Raw genomic sequence first — 17,018 nt, forward strand, 5'->3', positions numbered from 1 at the left:
GAACTGGATATTGAAAGCTTTTTCGCATTTTTCACGAAAGAATCACCGTATCATAGATTACCTCAACCTTGATACGGTGATTCTTTCATTTATTTTAATAACATCACATCTTTTTCATCTATCCCAATCCATATCTTATTTCCAGAAATATGCTTTTGGTACTGCTGCCATTGTTCTTTCGTCACATCTACGCGAATCCTGGCTTCTTCTTTCGTAGATACGATCAAGATATACGAAAACACGTCCTCAATCACTCTTTCCACTTTACATGGAAATACGTTTTTCGTTGTGCCATCTGCTTCCGGTAGTACCGGATGTATAAAGTGACTTCGCACTCCTACACTGCTGGCGTCTTCTTTTCCTGTGGTATCACACTGCAATGTAATTCCCCAGTCCAGAGCCATGACTTCGCCTGCTGCTGTCATAGCCTGCGGGCGATCCTCTATGGCTGCCACTTCCACCAGTTCTGCACCAAATTCTTTCATGCGAACCGCCAGAAGTCCCTGATTACAATCATAAATCTTCCCCGGAATCAATCTTTTTCCGGGTGCCATTACTTCATCTCCGATAGTCAGAACAGCTGCTCTTACCCGACGATAAACCTTCACTTTTATGACTCCCATACTGGCCAGTATACCTGCTTCAATAAATCCGATTTTGTCACCCTTTTTCAAAAGAACCGTTCCATTTTTAAAATTCTCTCCCTGATAACAGTAATTCTGCCACTGTCCGGTCGGACGGAAGATTCTGACAGTCTCTTCTCCATAATCTGTATCCTCCTGACGGACACAGCAGTCACAGCCTTTCGGAATAGCTGCGCCTGTCATAATCCGAACCGCCTGCCCCCTTTTCCACTGTGACTCTGGAATACTGCCCCGCATCAATCTCTTCCAATACCGTCAACTGTACCGGATGACTTTCTGATGCATCCGTTATATCCTCCGCTTTGCAGGCATAACCATCCACAGGTGATCTGTCAAACGGCGGGTTATCAAATCCTGCAATCATATCCTTTGCCAACACTCTTCCACATGCCTGCAAAAGTGGTACAGTTTCCGTTTCCTCTATTACTTTTGTATGTTCCAGCAGTGCTTCCAGTGCCTACTCTACCGTAAGCTTTTCCATGCTTATTCCTCCTGTCCTGCTCTTATACGCCCTTTCCAAAGCTGCAGTTCGGATAATGACATTCTTTGCAGCCAAGACAGAATCCGCCATTTCCCATATGTGCCAGATCTTTTTTTGTCACTTCTATACCTGCGATAATACGTGGCAGAACAAGATCAAATACGGTGGCTTTTGCATACATCACACATCCCGGCAGTCCCATTACCGGTGTGCCATCTTCCAGATAGGATAACAGGAACATCGCTCCCGGAAGTACCGGAGCACCATAAGATACGATTCTCGCTCCTGTATTTTTGATCGCGCCCGGTGTCTTATCATCTGGATCCACGCTCATACCACCGGTACAGACAATCAGATCTGCCCCTTCTTCTTTTAATTTCATAATAGCGGCAGTGATTTTTTCCATATCATCATTGCACAGAATATGTCCGTGAATTTCAGCACCGTAAGATTTCATTTTTTCGATGATTACCGGTGTGAAAGTATCCTTAATTCTTCCATAAAATACTTCATTTCCGGTGGTTACAATTCCTACCTTCCGTTTCTTATAAGGTGCCAGCGATACCAGCGGTTTTTCTCCTGCTGTTTTCTTCACCAAATCCATTTTTTCTTTTGCAATCACCAGCGGAATCACACGGGTTCCTAAAAGACGGTCACCTTTTTTTACCGGGAAATTTGTATGACGGGTGGCAATCATAATCTCATCGATCTCATTAATAGCATCCAGCCTCGGCACATCCACCTGAAATACTCCGTCACAATCTGCAATCAACTCAATTTTTCCTTCTTTTACATCCGTTGGATGCATATTCTCATTGATGCACACATCACACAGAATCTGCGCTGCTTCATTTTCATGCAAAGTATTTTCATCCTTCTCCCACACATAAAGATGGTCTTTTCCCAGAGATAGCAAAACCGGAATATCTTCTTCCTGTACAATATGTCCTTTACGAAAGGCTGTATCTTTTACCACATCCTTCACAATTCTGGTAATATCATGGCACAGTACATGTCCTACCGCGTCCGTTGTTTTAATACACTTCATGACGTTCCCCTTTTACTTTCTGTCTAGAAAAGTTATAAATTTATATGGAGTAATTGTAACATATTGCCAAGAAAAACACAACTTTCATAAACACGGGAGTTTGACACATTGAAATCCGAAAAAATACCGCAAAGCCTTGAACACGGGATGTAATTATTCTTCTACAGCGAATAAATATGGTTGCTCCTACGGACAAGTTTATGCATAGGTTAGAAAATATAAAGATAAAGGAATCGAAGGATTATATGATCGACGAGGTAAGAACAAAGCGATTTCTCAATTATCAGATATTGAGAAGTTGAAAGCTGAAAACCGACTACTAAAAGCTCAAACACAGCAGCAACAAATGGAGATTGATTTCTTAAAAAACTCGACGAAATAGAGAGGAGGTGAACCTGACCAAGACACGCAATACAACAAAATACCTTGCAATCAAAGAATTATAGATTATTTCTGGCTTTCCATACTGGCAGTCATAATTGTTATCTCCATAATCATCGCATATATCATAGTATGAACAGGATCTTTTTATAATGATTTATTTTCTATGTGAACTACTCGGCAACTGAGTTACCAGAGCATCTGAATTAAGGCGGGATACCGCCTTTTCAGGGTGCGTCCATGACACCACTACTGTTTGCTCTTTAGAGCTATACAGCTACTTTTATTATTTCTGGCGTTTTTAGTCCGGTTACGGACAGTTCCTTTTTCTCTCCGGATACGGAGAGATATTTTCTCAGGATGTTATATGCACCTACAGCATCTGCGTTATACTTCCGGTTTCTGTCCCTGTACAGTCCCCTTTGTTTTCGGTTGCATGGCTGTGCATATCTTTTTTCCACCTCTGGTGACAGCGGACTGCACTGGCTGGTATAGCTTTCTTCCTGTCTTACAAAACGGATCCCGTACATCTTAAGCTTATATTCCATCATGCTATAGAGCCTGTTATACGGCAGATTGTGGAACTTCTGGTTTGTTCTGTGTCCCAGGTCTTTTCCTTTCCGGATATTCCGGATATCCCCTGCCACAACACAGGTAATTCCCTGTTCACGGCAGTATTTTGCAAAGTATCTTGTGATCTTGTGCAGATAATCCGTTACCGAGTTCTGCTTTTTCTGATATAATCTGCGAATATGTTTTGATGTGACTGGATGTTTTATTTCCTTCACAGACTGCTGTCCATACCATTGTGCCTGCACCCTTGCAATCTCTTTATGAAAATATCTTTCCAATGCAAGATATCTTCTGCCCAGGATAAATGTATTCCCATTCCCGGAATCATAGCATGTCATAAGATTATGAAGTCCCAGATCAACTGACAGATAGTGTCCATTCTGCGAAAGTTCTTCCCTCTCTGAAATCTCATAAACAACAATAACTTTACATTCACCTTTTTCCGGTGGGTAGATCCGCAACTGTTTGATCTGATCCATGCCCCTGAAAATCTTATTTTCAAGATAAAGAAAGTTCTCATGGATCTGATACGTTTCTTCCATATATCTTTTTAATGCTTTTGGAAGGGACAGACGGACTTTTTCTGTGTCCCATTCATGTACAATTCCCATCTGCATATAGGTAATGGGGATACTTTCCTGTTTAAACCGCGGTGGTCTGGGATTCTCAATCCCTCCGGATCTTTTCAAGGCGTAAAAAGATTTCCATGCTTTATCCAGCAGCTTGCAGACTTCCTGGGCTGTCTGAGATGGAAGCTGTTTATACCACAGATCCTCTCTATGGGATTTTTTCTGATAATACCAGTCCGGGTATTTCTCCATTCCCATTTCTTTGTAATGCTGACGTTCGTAATTACAGACATTCCAGAGCTTGGATGCCGCATAACACATATGTCCGATGACGTTTGCATATTCCTGACTGACCTTTATGGATGTTTTCTTTGACAGCAGCATTTCCCACCTCTATGATCTCAATAAACTTTACTCTGATGCTCAATATATCTGCGGATGTTTTCTTCCGACACAGACCCGACCGTTTCCACATAATAGGAATGGTTCCACAGCTCTCCTTTCCAAAGCTGTTCTCTTATTTCCGGAAAACGTTCGAATAATTTCCTGCCGGTGATCCCTTTCAGATATTTCACGATCGCAGTTATGGATAATTTGGGAGGAGCAGACACAAAACAGTGCACATGGTCTCCTTCCCCGCATTCAAACAAATGGACGGTAAAACCTTTATCCGCTGCGATCTCCTGCACCAGCTCCTGAAGATATGCTTCAATCTCCGCATTCAATATCTTCCGCCAGTATTTCACTGACCATACCATATGGTAATTAATATTGCACACACAAGTGCGGTAATGTATAAGATTCTCCTTCATACATATAGTATAGCATAGTATTAAGAATATCACAATAAAATGCCGAACATATTTTCTTTTTTAATAAAGCTGGATACAGCATTTTTTAGTAAAAAAATAAATATATTTTACTTATAATGTGCAGATATGCACAGTTTACGCTTTCATCTCGGCAATTGAATTACCGAGGATTCCCGCTTATCTTCCTAAATATTTTTCTAGTCATTGCAATATAAAATTGCTTATACAGTCTCTCCCTTAAGAGTCCTGGTATTCTGGATAATATACAGAGCGACCGATATGACCATCACTATAGCGCACAAACCAATCAACAGATCTGATACCATCGGTGTAATGTGGAACCATATAATATGCACCGCTGCAGTTCCATATAATAAAAAGGTTACTATCTTTCCATGCCAGTCTGCACCATGTACTTTTCCTGTCTTTCGTATCACAAGACATCCACTGACTACCATATACAGCTCCTTACCTGCCATTATTACGATTAAAAGAAGCACATGCGGAAAACGAGTAAACAGACAGATTAACATCGCTGCCTGTGTCAGCTTATCAGCCACCGGATCAAGTATTTTTCCTAAATTACTAATCCTATGGAATCTTCTTGCGATATATCCATCAGCAAGATCCGTAAGACCAGACAGCAATAAGATTTCACCAGCTAACAGAGGATTTTTCTTTACACAATAACTCCATATAATTACCGGAATCAGACAAAGCCGAAAAAAAGAAAGAAGATTAGGAACCGTAATAATTCTATTCAAATTTTCTTCCTGATTCACTTCACTCTGCATGTACGGTCATCTCACTTTCCTTTTTTTTAGACATAAACCAATAAAATATAACACAAAATGCTAAAGCAAACACAACACCAAAAACATTTTGAATCACTCTAAGACTAACCGCTCCTTGTAGTCCATAAGTCTCTGCAGCAATGGCTAAAGCACCAAATGTGTTAAATACTGCCTGCCAGCCATATTGTGCTGAAAATCCTACACCGATTCCACCAAGAATTCCTATATATGCATAGATTGACGAAGGAAGCAGAAAATATAATACTGTAAAACATATAACACCTGCAATATTTCCGACAATCCTTTTACGGACTCTGTAGTGCATATCTTCCATAAACGGCAAAATCGCGGACATGGCCGCAATACCAGCCCACATTGCACGTGGCATATTACAAAGTTCTGCAATGCAAAGGACAATCGGTACGCATAAAATCTGACATATCTGCCATTTTGTTCTGGAAGAAGTGATATCAAATTCTTGTATCAGATCTTTCAGATTTCTTTTATAAGTTCTGTTTTTATGATTTCGATAAAATACGAAGCAGGTAAGTGCTGCACCTAAAGCCATTCCGACTAATCGCATCTGATAGCTTTTTCCCGTAACATCATAACCATATAGCAGCAGATACCCAAGAACCAATGTAGATTGATTAAACATAAATGGATTATGGCATCCGAACAGAATCAACACAGCCAGTGCCGCAATATTTAACAGCATTCCCAATACCGGTGAAAGCTGGTTTGCTAAATGCGGACATACAGTCATAATTACAAAGAACAAAGCCAAAAGCATCGTAGATTGTCCGGTGTGGATCCCCAGATCCGCATTTCTAAACACCATGAGACATAATAAGACTACTACACCTACAATGCTGTTCTCATTTCCAAATAGGATGCTGAAAATACTAACAAAGAAAAAACAAAATGCCATTGTAACAGCTATCTTCACTAGATATACCCACATATGATATAATTTTTCTTTTAGTGTTTCACTCTTTTTCAACAGGTTTTTAGAACCTGCCTGATTTAACTGCAACTCCTGATAAAATGTCATATAAATCCTCCCATCTTCTAATTTATCTTAAAACTATATAATCTCATCTTTCTGCTTTGGCAGCTCTATAACAAATCTGCATCCACCATATTCACGGTTTTCTGCTTTGATTGTTCCTCCGGCACTATCTACAATCCGTTTTACAAGTGCAAGACCTAGGCCATTTCCTTCTGCTTTATGAGATCCATCTACCTGATAGAACTTGTCAAATATTCTGGATTTTACATCATCCTCTATTCCGGGTCCTTCATCTTCCAGAATGAACTTAACAGAATCCTGTTCTTGTTTCAGAAACATCGTAATTGTCCCCTTTGAAGGGCTGAACTTAATCGCATTATCCAAAAGATTTATCCAGATATGCATAAAAAGTCCTTCATTCCCAGTATATTTAACTTCCTCCAATTCTACCTGAAAACCAATTTCTTTTTCTGTCCATTTTGTTTCCAATGAAAGAAATGCCTGGCGGATCTGTTCATCCAGACGATATTCTGTTTTTTTCATTGGTATATTCTGATTCTCTAACTTGGATAACAGCAAAATATTTCCAACCAATCCGGAAAGCCTTTGGGTATTAAACAGGATTTTTTCTACATATTCCTCTTGCTCCTGAGACAATTCTTCTCCCTGAAGAAGCATTGTATACCCTTCAATGGCATTGATCGGGGTCTTAAACTCATGAGAAACATTGGAGACAAAATCCATCTGCAGTACTTCTGTTGCACGAAGCTCTTTTGTCATCACATTAAAACTCTGGTAAGATTCTCCAACTTCTGCGATACGGCTGTTCGTTTCCAAGTGCTGTTCAAAATCTCCCTGCGAAACTTCCTTCATTGCTTTACTGAGTCTGGTAATTGGTTCCAGCAACCTTGCATTGATAAAGGAAGTAATCAGCCCTGCAATCAATGTATTGAAAATCAAAAGCCAGCCAAGCACAGGTATGCTGCCAGGCAGATTAAAAAAATGATTCAAAAAAGCAAATAATAACGCAGATATGACTGTTGAAAATACAAGTGCCAGCCAGATTGCACCAGTCAGACAGGATCGGATCCGCAATCCTTTTTCTTTCTTTTGTTCCATTATTTTTTCACCACCTTGTATCCAATTCCACGCATTGTTACGATTTCAAAATCCGGGGTATCTTTAAAACGCTCTCTGATTCTTCCTATATGTACCTCTATTGTATGTGGGTCTGCCTCCGTCTCGTATCCCCATACTTCATCCATCAACTGTTGTTTTGTAAATGTTCTGCCTGGCGAAGCTGCAAGCTTATATAAAAGCAGGAATTCTTTTTTAGGCAAAACAAGACTTTCCTTATCAGTTGTAATCGTCATTGCATCATAATCAAACTCTGTTGAACCGATCACAATTTTGTGTTCATTCAGTATCTGTGCACGGCGAAGCAGTGCTCCGACTCTTAAAACCATTTCATTCACATTTACCGGTTTTACCATATAATCGTCACTTCCCGAAAGAAATCCCTGGCGCATATCATCAAAGGAACCTTTCGCAGTGATCATAAGTACCGGTATCTGATATCCTGCTGAACGAAGTTCTGACACCAGTTCATAGCCATCCATAACCGGCATCATAATATCGGAAATGATCAGATCAATATACTCTTTATCCAATATTTCTAATGCCAGTGCTCCATCCGATGCACTTTTGACCTGATATCCATTCTTCTCAAGCACTTTTTGGAATAGCTGGCTTAATTCTTTATCATCTTCTACAATTAATATTTGAAACACGATCTTCTTCCTCCTTTATCAGAACAGATATCTTGCCCATCCAAGCAGATGCTGTACCAAAAGTACGTTTCTCTGACGTTTCTTTGTTAATTCGATTGGCTCTACATGATATGGATCATTATAAGTTCCGCCTTCTAATATCTGGCGGGACACTTTTTCATATTCCATCATGCCCTCTTCCAACTGTTTATTAATATCTTTACTGCGAATTACAAGCATCAGTTCCGTATCCAGATATGCACTTCTCATGTCCATATTAAAGGAACCGATTACAGACAGATCATCGTCAATCAGAATACTTTTTCCGTGGTATGAATAACCGCCTTCATATTCCCAGATATTAATTCCTGTACTTAAGATTCTATTTCTGTTTTTCGCATAATCGGCAGCCCCAAATGGATTCCCATTATTCGCAACTGAATTTGTCATGATAGAAAAATCTGAAACGTTCTCTGCAATTTCCTCCCATGTATTATACATCATATCATTACAGATAATATATGGCGTGTGGATCTTCACACGATTTTTTGCATTTTTCATCAATTCTCCCAACTGATACCACACTACTGGTTCTTTGGAACCTGTGTGAATAGGATTTGACACTAATGTAATCTTTTCTGTCTCAAAAGTTTCGTCCGTATAATTGGTCTCGCAGATTCTTTCCTTATTCTCTTCAAAATATTTCTGATAGCTGTTCTGCAGCTCTAAAACTGCGTTCTTTACAGATTTTCTATTTGCCAGTTTTTTATTGTTATGAAAATAACCACAGTCTTCCTGATTCCATATGGTTTCAAAATACTCTGACAACTGGTTAACTGAATTTTCTTTCTCAGGTTCATCGCAAACCACTAACACGTCTCTGTCATAGTTCTTATGTCCCGGAAAATCACCCAGGAAATAATTGTATGTATTTCTTCCCCCAAGAATATATCTCTTTCCATCTGCAATCAAATATTTATCATGCATTCTACCCATCATTTTCCACGGTTTCAACGGATTGGCCTTATTATACAGTTTAATTTCAACATTCTCATGGGAAGATAATCCATAGAAATACGGATTTCCTTCCATATCAATCCAGCTCTCCATTCCATCTACTAACAGACGAATATGTACACCTCTGTCTGCCGCATCATGCAGTGCTCCTAAAATCAATTTTCCACTTTCATCGGATTGAAATGCAAAAGTAGAAAGAATAATTTCCTTTTTTGCATTCTTGATCAAACGCACTCTTTGTAAAAGTGCTTCTGGATTCTTTTCTATGATTACTGCCCGTTCTGTATTTTCACTGCATTCGTTCCATGACCCATTTTTTGTTTCTTTTTTGGTTGTATTGGACACTTCCGGCTGCTTTTTATATGCAACGCAGATTCCGAGCAATTCATAAAAAGCCACACATAAAAAAATTGCCAGTATAACAAGAAGGATTTTACATATTTTATGCTTTTTCATTGTACATCACCTGATTCCTTTTTATTTCATACTTATACAATACAAAGTCAATCTCAATTTAACCTCAACAAGGTTTGTTTTTTTCATCCATGCAAAATCTTCTTTGTACAACAGACTGTTAGATATAGCAAAAACGGCCTTTCAAAAACAGTTAACTTCTAAATCAACTGTTTTTTGAAAGGTCGTTTCATCAGATTCTTATAGCAATCCAGCAAATAATCTCATAAATAATTGTCCCAGTCGCAAATATGCACTTCGTCCGGTTTGATATTGGTCTGTCACATCACGACATTCTCCCAGCGTTCTTATCAGATCATTTTTTATTTCCACAACTGCCTGACAATCTGCCATAAAACAGCCGTTTTCAAAATGGTGATATAAACTTCGATAATCCAGATTAATTGTTCCACAAGTTGCCATACAGTCATCTGCCACACTCATTTTTGCATGACAGAAACCAGGAGTCCACTCATAAACACGAACACCATGTTTAACTAATCCATGATAAAAAGAACGAGTTATATTATAAATGAATTTTTTATCAGGGATACCAGGTGTGATAATTCTTACGTCTACCCCTCGCTTAGCAGCCAGACATAACGCATGCGTCATTTCATCTGTTATGATTAGATATGGAGTCATAAACCAACAATATTTTTCAGCTTTATTTATCATACTGATATAAACTTCTTCTCCTACTTGCTCATTATCCATAGGGCTGTCTGCATAAGGTTGAACAAACCCAGTTTGCTGTGCCGCATAATCATAGTGGAAAAGGTATTTACTAAAATCAGAATCATTAGCATCCTTATCACTTACTGCATTCCACATTTCCAAAAATGTCACCGTAAGCGACTGAACAGCATCTCCTTCTAAACGAATACCTGTATCTTTCCACTGTCCATACGGGTGTGTGTAATTAAAATATTCGTTTGCTAGATTATATCCACCTGTAAATCCGACTTTTCCATCAATAACTGTTATTTTTCTATGATCACGATTGTTCAAAAACAGATTTAAACCTGGCACAAACGGATTGAATACACGGCAATGAATTCCTATTGCCTCCATCTTTTTCACAAAATCTGTGTTAATAAAGCCTATAGAACCCATATCATCGTAGAATACTCTAACTTCCACACCTGCTTTTACTCGCTCTTCCAGAACATCTTGAATCTTATGCCATGCTTCAGCGTCTTCTATCGCATGATATTCCATAAAGATAAACTTCTGTGCTTTCTCCAAATCCTTAAGCTGTGCCTCTAATCCTTTCACTGCTTCATCAAAATACACAATATCCGTATTCTGATAGATTGGATACTGCGAATTTCTTTGTATGTAACTTGCTATATTTCCTGCTTTCGGAATTGTTTCTTTTATTTTGCTCAAACACTCCTGACCGTCCGGAAGCATTGGTAACAATTTGCTATCAATTTCTGCATATCGCTCACGCATTTTATGTGTGCCACCATTCAAACCAATCAACAAATACAGGCCTACACCCATAATTGGGAAAATTAGAATTAAGATGACCCAAGGCATTTTCATAGAGGATGTCTTATTTGATGCGTACAATCCCAAAACCAAGATCCCACTCAAAATCCTTGTAAATAAATTTATGATTTCTGCATATTCATTCAAGCGTGTTACGATAGTAATAATAAAAATCACTTCCAGAAGAATGCAGATTATAGAAAAACACAGTCGTTTTACCCCATTTTTTGTTTTTGCTTTGCCCTCTAAAGTATCTTGTTTCATATATATTCCACCTTCCTACTTGCTCAGTTTTCTCCCTAAATTTCGTGGAACATACCAATTTTGTCTTTTATTCTCTGCATTTCATTATCTGCTTCAATGATAGCTCTTGCAGAATGAAGTAATTCTTCACTTATCTCATCATAGCCAGGCATTTCTTCAATTCCTTTTTTATAGCGAAGTTGATGTTCCAATGTTGCCCAGAAATCCATACCATTGGTTCGAATCTGTAATTCTACACGCATAGGTGTTTTACCCTTAGCAAAAAATACTGGTATTTCGACAATCATATGATAGCTTCGATAACCATTCGATTTTGGATTTTTTATATAATCTTTTATTTCAATAACTTTAATATCATCCTGTTGGGTAATCAAATCTGATATCATATAAATATCGTCAATAAACGCACAAACTATTCGAACGCCTGCTACATCATTGAGATATGTCTGTATATTTTCTGTTGTAAATTCATATCCCATCTTCTGCAATTTATCGTAAATACTATTGGGCTGCTTAATTCTTGTTTTTATAAAAGAAATAGGATTTCGATTGTTCTCAACTGAAAATTCATCATCCAAAACCTCAAGTTTAGTTTGTATCTCCCTAATAGCACAACGATACATCATCATTAAATTATAAAATTTTGTAGCATTATTTAAAAACTGTAGTGATTCCGGACTGTTCATCCTGAGTTTTTTTACTTCATCTTTTGTCATGGAACTTTCCTTTCTACCTCATCCCTGATTTCAAAACATTATTTATTTTGATAGTTGATTCGTTCTCCTTGAATTACTGGATAACAAATCATTTTATCACTATCCAGATTTTCTACATGCATATCTACTGCACTGATCTGATGGTTTTCATAAGTATTGTAATAATAAATACCTTTTGTAACATTACAACACGACGTATACAATGTGATTTCATATTTTCCATCCGCTACTTCGCAACATCCTCGTTGCTGATCCACAGATCCGAGAATGTGGAAGAATTGGCTAACGCTTTCTTCCTCTGATTCACCTGAAATTGCATTTACCTTTGTAAAAGCTACACGTACAAAGCGTGAGGCAGATGAGAGATCTCCCGGAAGACCTAATCCTCCCATACCTCTACTATATGCATCAAGAGCCAAATTTTCGCAGAAAGTATTTCTGGGCTGTTTAGGAGATAAATGCATATAATTATTTAGTTGAAACATCTGCTGTGGAAATGGCGGATTATTCGTAAGCACTCCTACTGGATTGTCATAAATATGCAAACCATCCGACATAGATTCTACCGTAATTGACTCATTCTCATCAGAAATGATCCAGTGTAATTGTGCTAATGGTAATTGCTCGCTGAAAGGAGTATTAACAATATTAATTCGTTCAAGAAGCTCGCGAACTTCAACTAAAGAAGAACTCTGACTTAAAATCCACGGAATAAATTCAAACTGTGCAATATTTTCCACATCTGGCTTAATCGCGGCATAAACAGCATTTCCGACAAAATTCAGTCCTGCCATTGCCACTCCTTTTTCATTCATAGCATCATAATACAAAGGATAATCCTCTGCAACATGAGCCATTCCAATAATTGCATAATGATTTTTCATATCGTCAACATGGCGAAAATTAAACGCATAATTACGTGGTGTAATTACTATCTGATCACCATAAGAGAATTCATAATCGAGGGTTCGTCCAAAGTAAAAATCTTTTGTTTTATAAGTTGCTGCTGTACACATGATCATTTATCCTCCTAAATAGATTGAAATATGTCAATGAGTTTTTTTCTTGAACAATAGTATAGCACAATCTTTTATTCTGTTCCAACTTCATACATGATCATAACATGTAAACTTTAAACTATTTTCCTAGATTATTTCTCCATCAGTTTTTCAAACCAGGTATCCATAGCTAGGATGAATTGACCTACGTCTGGCAATTCTTGCAGCATTTCGTTTAGGGTTTTGTGCTTCACATATTTCTGCACATACACCCAACAGGCAACGCTACTGGCTTCTGATACAATGTCAGCTATGGTTTTGCGCATAAGCTCTTCAAATTCAGCAATTTCTTCTTTTGGGACAACATCATACAGTGTTGGTGCCTGATGACTTAATTTTACGCCATTTTCATTTGCATCTTTAAGCAGATTCTTAACTTTTTCTCTTGAATTCTCCGGTACTTTCATGTACTCCCACATAAATGCTACCACATCGGACGGTGTGTCTTTTTTAAGTGGTGGTAACTGAATATAATCATTGTTTTCGCTCATTTTCATATCCTCCTCACGATATAATAAAATCAATAATACGTTCTCTTGTCATGTCCAGTACAGTATCTACGAACACTCCTGCAAACAGGATCAGATACAGAATAACACTCAGCGCAAACAGGAATACAACCTGTACCCAGTCATGGTAACAGTATGCAGTTGCTATAATCAACAAAGCGAATATAAAACCAAGGATTCCCCTTACAACCGCATAAGTCTGTACTGTCATCTTCACTGCCAGGCCGATCACAAAAAGGATCAGCCATACCGGCAGTAATAATATCTTTCCAGCAAGTTTTAAAATAAACATGTGCACCTCCTATCTTACCAGTCCTGGCATATCATGGTTCACCTCTGCCTGATAATACCCGTTCATCGTTGACGGTGCATTAAACAGGGCTGCTAATAAATATTTCTTGATGTTCTTCACCTTTGTGGTGTTACCACTCATACAGTGTAAGACATACTCGATATGTGAATAGGTCAGCATCAGAAATTTTTTCTTCACCAGTGATGCCGGATACCAGTTGCTGGCAATCAAGATCTTGTCATTTTTACACATCACAGTCTCTACAATCAGGTTCACGATTTCATCTACCTGTCGCATATCGTCATGATGGGTTACTTCCAGTGATTCATAATCAACAGTCTCTTTGACCAGTTTTTCATAAGCCTGATATTCCTCAGTGGAATTATCGCCATCGGATCGATTCTCATCTGCAGATACGATTTGATTAGATTTATTATCATTCATTTCAGTATAGATTAGTATTATTAGGGTTTGAAATGTAAACTTCTTGAAGTTTGTTTTCGGGATTTCTAGAAGTTTGATTTTGGGACTTCACGAAGTTTGAAATGTAAACTTCTGTAGATTCCTCATTTTCCACAGAAGTTTGTTTTCTAAACTTCTTTAATTCCTCTTCAAATTTTTTCTTATCTGTTTTCTCAGGCATAAAGGTTTTCACGTAGATAACGTTCACCTTTCCAAATCCCTGTCTGCGTTTCTCAATCAGACCAATTCCTGTTTCGTCATCCAGTTCTCTGACATTTCTTTGTCCTCTTTTCTTTGAATTATGAAAGAAAAATTATCCCTTCATATAACGAAACGCTCAGAGCCTGTTTTACAGTGGTCAAAAGCAAATTTTTTTACTTTTTTTCTTACGAGTTTTCTTGCGAGTTTTTTTAATGCCACTCGTAAGAAGCTCGTAACATTAGATTTCTGCATTTTCTTGAAATTAAGTAAAAGAAAAAGAGCATATGGAATTGAATCCATACACTCTATGATTACTGAAACTTTATTTCATTTTTAATTCAACAAACTGGAAGTTGACTATCAACTGATAATCAAAAATATCATTCCTAAAATTGCAAATCCTTCACAGATCGCAATTATCTAAAATCTGTCGAGCTCTTCGTATAGAAAAACAGTAATTTCATTCTTTCGAAATTTTTAATTCTACGTCTCCGTTACTCAGCAATTCTACAACCTCACGCTCTGGCATATTCATTTTTCCCAGTCTTACCTCTTGTTTATCATCGTTCACGGAATCCTTGTTAGAACTACCACATGCAACCAGACAGGCTGTGAGGATAATTTCCAGAATAACTGATAAATATTTCTTCATATGGCTACACCTAGTTCTTTATTATTTCTTTTCATCAAGCAAAATAACACCTTGTGCCGGATTTTTATCAATTGCACCAACTATCTCATGTGGAACATATGGCTCTTCAAGATATGCAAGGTCTTCGGCAGTTAATTTAATGTCAAATGCTCCGGCTGAATCATCCAGATACTGCGTTTTGGTTGCCCCAATAATAGGCGATAGAATTCCCTTTGCCCACTGCCATGCAATGGCTATCTGGGACATTTTGCAGTTATACTTTTCGGCAAGCTCCGCTACACGTTTAACTATCTGCATGTCTTCCGCTTCAGTCTTATCATATTTTCCCATGGCAACCCTATCCGTGGTTCCACGAAGAGACTCTGATTTCCACTGTGGTCTTGCCAGATGTCCGGCTGCAAGAGGGCTATACGGCATTAACGAAACTTTCATTTGCTTACAAATTGGTAGCAATTCTCTCTCATCCTCTCTGTAAAGCAAATTATAATGATTCTCCATCGCAGAAAATGGTGTCCATCCATTGTCTCTTGCGGCTAACTGCATATTATAAAACTGATATCCATACATGGCAGATGCACCAAGTGCCCTGACCTTTCCTGCTTTTACCAGATCATGCAGTGCCTCCATAGTTTCTTCAATTGGTGTATCATAGTCAAATCTATGGATGATATATAAATCAAGATAGTCGGTTCCAAGACGTGACAGAGTTCCATCTATTTCCCTCATGATTGCCTGTCTTGATAAACGACCTTCATTAAAATATACCTTGGATGCAATCACAACCTGATTTCTCGCTACATTTTTCTTCAATGCTTTACCTAAATATTCCTCACTTGTTCCTGCTGAATATCCATTTGCTGTATCAAAAAAGTTATATCCCAAATCAAGTGCATGCTTGATAACATTCTCACTTTCAGCTTCATCCAACGTCCAGTCATGCATGGTTCCAGCTTTCCCAAAACTCATACAGCCCACACATAATTTTGACACTTCTATATCTGTATTTCCGAGTTTACCGTATTCCATAGTGCTCTCCTTATCTTAATCCAGCGTACTCTTTCTCCGATACCGCCTCACACCACTCATTGGAACAATCCACTCCCGGCACCTCAATTGCCAGATGGGAAAACCATTCATCCGGAGCGGCCCCATGCCAGTGCTTTACATCTACCGGAATGTTAATACAGTCACCCGGTTTCATTTCTACCGCATCCCTGCCTTCTTCCTGATAAAACCCTCGGCCGGCTACACATACTAAGATCTGCCCGCCACCGCTTTTTGCATGATGAATATGCCAATTATTCCTGCATCCGGGTTCAAATGTCACGTTGAAAATGCCAACCTGAGAAGTGGAAATCGGTGCAAGAAAACTTCTGCCAGAAAAATACTGTGCAAAGCCATCATTTGGTGCACCAATTGGAAATACCATCTCTTTTGCATGCGCCCGCATTGCTTCCTCTTCGTATGGTAAATCTCCTTCACCTGCCTCCCACACTTCCTTTGCAAGATTGAAAACAGCCCATGCTTTTGGCCATCCTGCATAAAATGCGACATGTGTGATTACTGCGGCAATCTCTTTTTGTGTTACACCATGATTTTTTGCATTTTGAAGATGATATTTTAAAGAAGAATCTGTAATTCCGGAAGCCATCAGAGCAACCACTGTGATGATACTTCTTGTTTTTACGTCGATGTCCTGGTTATTCCAGTTTTCGCCGAAAAGTACATCATCGTTAAAATGTGCAAATTCCGGTGCGAATTCACCAAGTGTATTTCTTCCTGCTGTCTGTACTATTTTTCCCATTTTCTGTATA

Annotated in this window: 18 protein-coding genes and 1 pseudogene; all 19 read right to left on the bottom strand. The window is 38.4% G+C overall.

The window, feature by feature from the left end:
• Nucleotides 1–89 precede the first annotated feature (89 nt).
• Nucleotides 90–827, bottom strand: coding sequence for a molybdopterin-binding protein (locus NQ489_RS17355; protein WP_015526508.1), 738 nt, complete (start codon nucleotides 825–827; stop codon nucleotides 90–92).
• Nucleotides 796–1,041 (bottom strand): hypothetical protein, encoded by a 246-nt coding sequence (locus NQ489_RS17360; protein WP_044960393.1) that lies wholly within the window; start codon nucleotides 1,039–1,041, stop codon nucleotides 796–798. Before NQ489_RS17360 ends, NQ489_RS17355 begins: the two co-directional genes overlap by 32 nt.
• Nucleotides 1,042–1,147: 106 nt before the next feature.
• A complete protein-coding gene (locus NQ489_RS17365) occupies nucleotides 1,148–2,173 on the bottom strand; it encodes a molybdopterin-binding protein (RefSeq protein WP_021650138.1) in 1,026 nt (341 codons plus the stop codon).
• Nucleotides 2,174–2,823: 650 nt separating this feature from the next.
• A complete protein-coding gene (locus tag NQ489_RS17370; RefSeq protein ID WP_015526510.1) occupies nucleotides 2,824–4,080 on the bottom strand; it encodes an RNA-guided endonuclease InsQ/TnpB family protein in 1,257 nt (418 codons plus the stop codon).
• 17 nt (nucleotides 4,081–4,097) lie between these two features.
• Entirely contained in the window at nucleotides 4,098–4,508 is a 411-nt protein-coding gene (gene tnpA / locus NQ489_RS17375; protein ID WP_180211310.1) for an IS200/IS605 family transposase, read from the bottom strand.
• A 221-nt stretch (nucleotides 4,509–4,729) separates the two neighbouring features.
• Nucleotides 4,730–5,302, bottom strand: coding sequence for a CDP-alcohol phosphatidyltransferase family protein (locus NQ489_RS17380; protein ID WP_021650141.1), 573 nt, complete (start codon nucleotides 5,300–5,302; stop codon nucleotides 4,730–4,732).
• Nucleotides 5,292–6,356, bottom strand: coding sequence for an FUSC family protein (locus NQ489_RS17385; RefSeq protein ID WP_021650142.1), 1,065 nt, complete (start codon nucleotides 6,354–6,356; stop codon nucleotides 5,292–5,294). The genes NQ489_RS17380 and NQ489_RS17385 overlap by 11 nt, the downstream gene beginning before the upstream one ends.
• 33 nt (nucleotides 6,357–6,389) lie before the next feature.
• The gene (locus NQ489_RS17390) at nucleotides 6,390–7,433 is read right to left on the bottom strand and encodes a HAMP domain-containing sensor histidine kinase (RefSeq protein WP_021650143.1); all 1,044 of its coding nucleotides are present in this window, start codon (nucleotides 7,431–7,433) and stop codon (nucleotides 6,390–6,392) included.
• Entirely contained in the window at nucleotides 7,433–8,104 is a 672-nt protein-coding gene (locus NQ489_RS17395) for a response regulator transcription factor (RefSeq protein ID WP_021650144.1), read from the bottom strand. The genes NQ489_RS17390 and NQ489_RS17395 overlap by 1 nt, the downstream gene beginning before the upstream one ends.
• An 18-nt stretch (nucleotides 8,105–8,122) precedes the next feature.
• Nucleotides 8,123–9,556: a phospholipase D family protein gene (locus tag NQ489_RS17400; RefSeq protein WP_015526513.1), complete on the bottom strand. Its 1,434-nt coding sequence runs from the start codon at nucleotides 9,554–9,556 to the stop codon at nucleotides 8,123–8,125.
• A gap of 198 nt (nucleotides 9,557–9,754) precedes the next feature.
• Nucleotides 9,755–11,314, bottom strand: a complete 1,560-nt coding sequence (cls, locus tag NQ489_RS17405) for a cardiolipin synthase (protein WP_021650145.1) — start codon at nucleotides 11,312–11,314, stop codon at nucleotides 9,755–9,757.
• 35 nt (nucleotides 11,315–11,349) lie between these two features.
• On the bottom strand, nucleotides 11,350–12,030 hold the full coding sequence (locus tag NQ489_RS17410) for a GTP pyrophosphokinase (RefSeq protein WP_005360232.1): 681 nt from the start codon (nucleotides 12,028–12,030) through the stop codon (nucleotides 11,350–11,352).
• A 38-nt stretch (nucleotides 12,031–12,068) separates the two neighbouring features.
• Nucleotides 12,069–13,046 (bottom strand): choloylglycine hydrolase, encoded by a 978-nt coding sequence (gene bsh / locus NQ489_RS17415; protein ID WP_044960396.1) that lies wholly within the window; start codon nucleotides 13,044–13,046, stop codon nucleotides 12,069–12,071.
• Between the two features lie 134 nt (nucleotides 13,047–13,180).
• A complete protein-coding gene (locus NQ489_RS17420; RefSeq protein WP_021650147.1) occupies nucleotides 13,181–13,585 on the bottom strand; it encodes a hypothetical protein in 405 nt (134 codons plus the stop codon).
• Nucleotides 13,586–13,592: 7 nt separating this feature from the next.
• Nucleotides 13,593–13,889: a hypothetical protein gene (locus NQ489_RS17425; RefSeq protein WP_021650148.1), complete on the bottom strand. Its 297-nt coding sequence runs from the start codon at nucleotides 13,887–13,889 to the stop codon at nucleotides 13,593–13,595.
• A gap of 9 nt (nucleotides 13,890–13,898) precedes the next feature.
• Nucleotides 13,899–14,625 (bottom strand): annotated as a pseudogene (locus NQ489_RS17910) (DUF6017 domain-containing protein); the annotation flags it as partial.
• A gap of 387 nt (nucleotides 14,626–15,012) precedes the next feature.
• A complete protein-coding gene (locus NQ489_RS17440) occupies nucleotides 15,013–15,204 on the bottom strand; it encodes a hypothetical protein (RefSeq protein ID WP_015526519.1) in 192 nt (63 codons plus the stop codon).
• 21 nt (nucleotides 15,205–15,225) lie between these two features.
• Nucleotides 15,226–16,230, bottom strand: coding sequence for an aldo/keto reductase (locus NQ489_RS17445; protein WP_021650152.1), 1,005 nt, complete (start codon nucleotides 16,228–16,230; stop codon nucleotides 15,226–15,228).
• 10 nt (nucleotides 16,231–16,240) lie between these two features.
• On the bottom strand, nucleotides 16,241–17,008 hold the full coding sequence (locus NQ489_RS17450; protein ID WP_015526521.1) for a carboxymuconolactone decarboxylase family protein: 768 nt from the start codon (nucleotides 17,006–17,008) through the stop codon (nucleotides 16,241–16,243).
• Between the last annotated feature and the right edge of the window lie 10 nt (nucleotides 17,009–17,018).

It is taken from the genome of Blautia sp. KLE_1732_HM_1032 (assembly GCF_025147905.1).
Lineage (GTDB): Bacteria > Bacillota > Clostridia > Lachnospirales > Lachnospiraceae > Blautia_A > Blautia_A fusiformis.

Excerpts from the sequence above, each read along its gene's own strand:
- NQ489_RS17425 (WP_021650148.1), bottom strand. The coding sequence starts at position 13,889 with ATGTTTATTTTAAAACTTGCTGGAAAGATATTATTACTGCCGGTATGG.
- NQ489_RS17390 (WP_021650143.1), bottom strand. The coding sequence starts at position 7,433 with ATGGAACAAAAGAAAGAAAAAGGATTGCGGATCCGATCCTGTCTGACT.
- NQ489_RS17450 (WP_015526521.1), bottom strand. The coding sequence starts at position 17,008 with ATGGGAAAAATAGTACAGACAGCAGGAAGAAATACACTTGGTGAATTC.
- NQ489_RS17445 (WP_021650152.1), bottom strand. The coding sequence starts at position 16,230 with ATGGAATACGGTAAACTCGGAAATACAGATATAGAAGTGTCAAAATTA.
- NQ489_RS17385 (WP_021650142.1), bottom strand. The coding sequence starts at position 6,356 with ATGACATTTTATCAGGAGTTGCAGTTAAATCAGGCAGGTTCTAAAAAC.
- bsh (WP_044960396.1), bottom strand. The coding sequence starts at position 13,046 with ATGTGTACAGCAGCAACTTATAAAACAAAAGATTTTTACTTTGGACGA.
- NQ489_RS17355 (WP_015526508.1), bottom strand. The coding sequence starts at position 827 with ATGACAGGCGCAGCTATTCCGAAAGGCTGTGACTGCTGTGTCCGTCAG.
- cls (WP_021650145.1), bottom strand. The coding sequence starts at position 11,314 with ATGAAACAAGATACTTTAGAGGGCAAAGCAAAAACAAAAAATGGGGTA.
- NQ489_RS17440 (WP_015526519.1), bottom strand. The coding sequence starts at position 15,204 with ATGAAGAAATATTTATCAGTTATTCTGGAAATTATCCTCACAGCCTGT.
- NQ489_RS17420 (WP_021650147.1), bottom strand. The coding sequence starts at position 13,585 with ATGAAAATGAGCGAAAACAATGATTATATTCAGTTACCACCACTTAAA.
- tnpA (WP_180211310.1), bottom strand. The coding sequence starts at position 4,508 with ATGAAGGAGAATCTTATACATTACCGCACTTGTGTGTGCAATATTAAT.
- NQ489_RS17365 (WP_021650138.1), bottom strand. The coding sequence starts at position 2,173 with ATGAAGTGTATTAAAACAACGGACGCGGTAGGACATGTACTGTGCCAT.
- NQ489_RS17410 (WP_005360232.1), bottom strand. The coding sequence starts at position 12,030 with ATGACAAAAGATGAAGTAAAAAAACTCAGGATGAACAGTCCGGAATCA.
- NQ489_RS17370 (WP_015526510.1), bottom strand. The coding sequence starts at position 4,080 with ATGCTGCTGTCAAAGAAAACATCCATAAAGGTCAGTCAGGAATATGCA.
- NQ489_RS17400 (WP_015526513.1), bottom strand. The coding sequence starts at position 9,556 with ATGAAAAAGCATAAAATATGTAAAATCCTTCTTGTTATACTGGCAATT.
- NQ489_RS17380 (WP_021650141.1), bottom strand. The coding sequence starts at position 5,302 with ATGCAGAGTGAAGTGAATCAGGAAGAAAATTTGAATAGAATTATTACG.